1 protein-coding gene is annotated in these 4729 nt (G+C 76.8%); it reads right to left on the bottom strand.

Annotation, left to right across the window (positions count from 1 at the left end; all coding sequences use genetic code 11):
* Positions 1-4729, bottom strand: a 4729-nt coding sequence (locus AOK22_RS37385; RefSeq protein WP_157872415.1) for a type I polyketide synthase, incomplete at both ends; no start/stop codon positions are given.

Genomic DNA, 4729 nt, shown 5'->3' with positions numbered 1-4729 from the left:
GGCGCCGGAGGCGGCGGTGTCCGTGCCGACCAGGGAGAGCCTCGGGACGTACGTCTCCGAGGCGCGCAGGGCGACCTCCGGCTCGTCGGCGGCGACGGCCGCGGCGAGGACGGCGGCCGGGACGTCGGCGGGCTCGCCGTCGGTGTCCACCAGCAGGAAACGGTCCGGGTGTTCGGCGCGGGCCGAGCGCAGGAAGCCCCGGAGGGCGGCCTGCGTGAGGTCCACCGCCTCGGTGTCCGCCAGGGCGACGGCGCCGCGCGTGACCACGGCGAGCCGCGCGTCGGCGAGGGCGTCGTCGGCGAGCCACTCCTGGGCGCGGGCGAGCGCGGCGGTCAGCGCGTCGCGCACCCGGCCCGGCAGGGCCTCGCCGTCGGTGCCGTGCTGCCCGTCGCCGAGCAGGGCGGCGGTGTCCAGGAGCACCAGGCGTACGCCGTCGGCGACGGCGGCCGCGATCTCCTCGGCCGACCGCGTGCCGTCCCACAGGAGCGAACGGACCTCGTCCGCGGGCGCGTCGAGCGGGCGGCGCTCCCAGCGGACCTCGTACAGCGAGCGGGCCGCGACGGAACCCGCGGAGCGCAGCCGGGCCGCGCTGACCGGGCGCAGGTCGACCCGGTCGGCGCCGAGCAGCGGGGTGCCGTCCGCGGCGGTGGCCCGCACCCGTACGGCGCCGTCACCGGCCGGGGACAGGAGGACCCGCGCGGTCCGGGCGTCGTCGCCCGCGTCCGCGCCGGCGGCCGGGTCGGCGCCCAGCCGCACGCCCTGCCAGACGACGGGCTGCACGGGCCCCGCGGCACCGGGGCCGCCCGCGTCCGTGAGGCGCCAGGCGTGGCAGACGGACTCCAGCAGGGCGGCGCGCGGCGCGAGGCCGTCGACGGCCCGCTCGGGCAGCTCCACCTCGGCCCAGATCTCCTCGCCGCTCCGCCAGGCCGCGCGCAGCCCCTGGAGCGCCGGGCCGAACTGCTGCCCCGCGGCGAAGAGTTCGCCGTAGAGGCCTGCCGCGTCCAGCGGGGTGGCGTCGGCGGGCGGCCAGGCGCCCGCGAGCCGCGCGTACGTCTCGTCGGCCGTGTCGGCCCCGGGGCGCAGCTCGGCGGTGGCGTGCAGCGTCCACTCCGCGGCGGGGTCGCCGTCGGGCTGTGCGTGGACGGTGAGCCTGCGGCTTCCGTCGGCGTCGGGCGCGGCGGCCATCACCTGGACGCGCAGGGCGCCCTCGGCGGGCGGGAGCAGCGGGTCGTGCTGCTCCAGGTGCGCGACGCCGGGCAGGCCGAGGCGGTCCGCCGCGTACAGCGCCCAGTCGAGCACGGCACCGCCGGGCAGGACGGGCGTGTCGAGGACGGTGTGCTCGGCGGCCGAGGCCGCGGCCGGGGCGGTGAGCCTGCCGGTGAACAGGATGGTGTCCGTGCCGGCGGGGACGACGGCCGCGGCGAGGACCGGGTGACCGGTCGCCTCCTGGCCGACGCCGCCCGGGTCGCCGAAGTCCTGCGGCGCGTCCAGCCAGTAGCGCTCGCGCTGGAAGGCGTACGTCGGCAGGTCGACGGTGTCCGCCGCCGGGTCCGGGGCGGGGGTGAGGGCGGTCCAGTCGACGCCGAGGCCGCGGGTCCACAGGGTGGCGGCGTTGCGCAGCAGTGCGGTGCGCTCGTCCTCGTCGCGGCGCAGGGTGCCGGTGACGACGACCTCGCGTCCGCCGGCGTTCAGGGCGGCGTCCTCCAGGGCGGCGGTGGTCACCGGGTGCGGGCTGATCTCGACGAAGGTGTCGACGCCGGACGCCAGGAGTTCGGCGACGACTTCGGCGAAGCGCACGGGCTGCCGCAGGTTGCGGTACCAGTACCCGGCGTCGGCCTCGGCCTCCTTGACGTGCTCCCCGGTCACGGTGGAGTGCCAGGTGACCTGGGGCCGCGCGGAGTCGACGTCGCCGAGCTCCTTGAGGAGGCGGTCCTCGATGAGTTCGACCTGCGGGGCGTGCGAGGGGTAGGTCACGGGGATGCGGCGGGCGCGGATCCCGTCGGCCTCGCAGCCGTCGAGGAGCCGTTGGAGCGGTTCCTCGTCACCGGCGACGACGACCGCGCCGGGGCCGTTGACCGCGGCGATGACCACGCCGGTCGCCGGGTCGGCGTCCCCGGTGTGCCGGTCGATGAGGGCCTGGGCCTCGGCGGCGGGCACGGTCAGCGAGGCCATGCCGCCGCGTCCGGCGAGTTCCTCGGCGATGACGCGGCTGCGCAGGGCCACGAGGCGGGCGCCGTCCTCCAGCGACAGCGCGCCGGCCACGCAGGCCGCGGCGATCTCGCCCTGCGAGTGGCCGACGACCACGGACGGGCTGACGCCGCTCTCCTGCCAGACCTTGGCGAGGGAGACCATGACGGCCCACAGCGCGGGCTGCACCACCTCCACCCGCTCCAGGGCCTGCTTGTCGCCGAGCACGTCGAGCAGGTTCCAGTCGGTGTGCGCCGACAGGGCGTCGGCGCAGCGCCGCAGCCAGGTGTCGAACACCGGCGAGGACTTCATGAGTCCGAGCGCCATGCCGGTCCACTGGGCGCCCTGGCCGGGGAAGACGAAGGCGACGTTCGCGCCGGGGCGCACGGTCCCGGAGACGACCCCGGTGGCCTCGGCGTCCTGGCGGGCCAGGGCGCTGAGGCCGTCGGCGAAGCCCTCGGGGGTGGCGGCGAGGACGACGGCGCGCTCGTCGAAGGCGGTGCGCGTCGCGACGAGCGCGGCGGCCGTCGCCGTCGGGTCGGTGCCGGCGGCGGCCAGGGCGCGCAGCCGCTCGGCCTGGCCGCGCAGCGCGGCGGGCGTCCTGGCCGAGACGAGCCACGGCAGTACGGCGTCCTCGGCCGCGGCGAGCACGGGCTCGGGGCGGTCGCCGGCCGGGGCCGGCTCCTCGGCCTCGGGGGCCTGTTCGAGGATGACGTGGGCGTTGGTGCCGCTGATGCCGAACGAGGAGACGGCGGCCCGGCGCGGGCGGCCCGTCTCGGGCCACGCGACGGACTCGGTGGCCAGCTCGACGGCGCCGGCGGTCCAGTCGATGTGCTCGCTGGGCCGTTCGGCGTGCAGGGTGCGCGGCACGGTGCCGTGCCGCAGGGCGAGCACCATCTTCATGACGCCCGCGATGCCGGCCGCGGCCTGGGTGTGGCCGATGTTGGACTTCACCGAGCCGAGCAGCACCGGCTGCCGGTCGGCGCGGTCCTGCCCGTACGTGGCGAGCAGGGCCTGCGCCTCGATCGGGTCGCCCAGGGAGGTGCCCGTGCCGTGCGCCTCGACCACGTCGACGTCGGACGTGTCGAGGCCCGCGTTGGCGAGGGCCTGGCGGATGACGCGCTGCTGGGAGGGGCCGTTGGGCGCCGTCAGACCGTTGGACGCGCCGTCCTGGTTGACGGCCGAGCCCTTGATGACCGCGAGGACGCGGTGGCCGTTGCGCACGGCGTCCGAGAGCCGCTCGACGAGGACCATGCCCGCGCCCTCGGCGACGCCCATGCCGTCCGCGCTGTCGGAGAACGCCTTGCAGCGGCCGTCGTGCGCGAGACCGCGCTGGCGGGTGAACTCCGCGAAGATCGTCGGCGTGGACATCACGGTGACGCCGCCGGCGAGGGCGAGGTCGCACTCGGCGCGCTGGAGCGCGCTGACGGCCATGTCCAGCGCGACCAGGGACGAGGAGCAGGCGGTGTCCACGGTCACGGCAGGGCCCTCGAAGCCGAGGGTGTAGGAGACGCGGCCGGTGGCGACGCTGCCCGCGTTGCCGTTGCTGAGGAAGCCGGCGACGTCCTCGGGCACGGAGCGCAGCCGGGCGGCGTACTCGTGGTACATCAGGCCGGAGAACACGCCGGTCCTGCTGCCGCGCAGCCGCGTCGGGTCGACGCCGGCGCGCTCGATGGCCTCCCAGGACAGTTCGAGGAGCATCCGGTGCTGGGGGTCCATCGTGACGGCCTCGCGCGGGGAGATCCCGAAGAAGGAGGCGTCGAAGTCGGCGGCGTCGTGCAGGAAGCCGCCCTGGTCGACCAGCGAGGTGCCGGGGCGCTCGCCGGTGGGGTCGAAGAACGAGTCGAGGGCCCAGTCGCGGTCCGTCGGGAAGGCGCTGATGCCCTCGCCGCCGTCGGCGAGCAGCTGCCACAGGTCCTCGGGCGAGTCGACGTTTCCGGGGAAGCGGCAGCTCATGCCGACGATGGCGATCGGCTCGTCGTCCGCCACGACGCGGGCCACGGCGCTCTGCTGCCGCGCGGTGGTGCCGGCGAGCAGGGTGTGCAGATGGGCGCCGAGCGCGGCCGGAGTCGGGTAGTCGAAGACGAGGGTGGCGGGCAGCCGGGTGCCGGTGAGGTCGTTGAGGCGGTTGCGCAGCTCCACGGCGGTCAGGGAGTCGAAGCCGAGGTCCTTGAACCCCCGGTCGACGGGGACCTCTTCGGCGCCGGCGTGCCCGAGCACGGCGGCGACCCGGTCGCGCACGAGGTCGACGAGCAGCTTCTCGCGCTCGGCCTCGGGCGTGGTGTCGAACTGGGCGCGCCAGCCTCGGCCCGCCGTGCCGCCGGAGCGGCGTGCGGGCGTGCGCACCAGGGCGCGCAGCAGCGGGGGCACCTGCTGGCCTTCGGCGCGGGCGCGCGTCAGGTCGAGGCGTACGGGCACGAGGTGCGGGGCGTCGAGGGCGAGCGCGTGGTCGAAGAGGGCGAGGCCCTCCTCGGTGCCGAGCGTCTGCAGGCCGCCGCGGTCGAGGCGAGCCTTGTCGGCGTCGCTGAGGGTGGCGGTCAGC

The sequence above is a fragment of the Streptomyces silaceus genome (genome assembly GCF_001419745.1).
GTDB lineage: Bacteria > Actinomycetota > Actinomycetes > Streptomycetales > Streptomycetaceae > Streptomyces > Streptomyces silaceus.
This window is presented reverse-complemented; position numbering and strand designations above follow the sequence as displayed.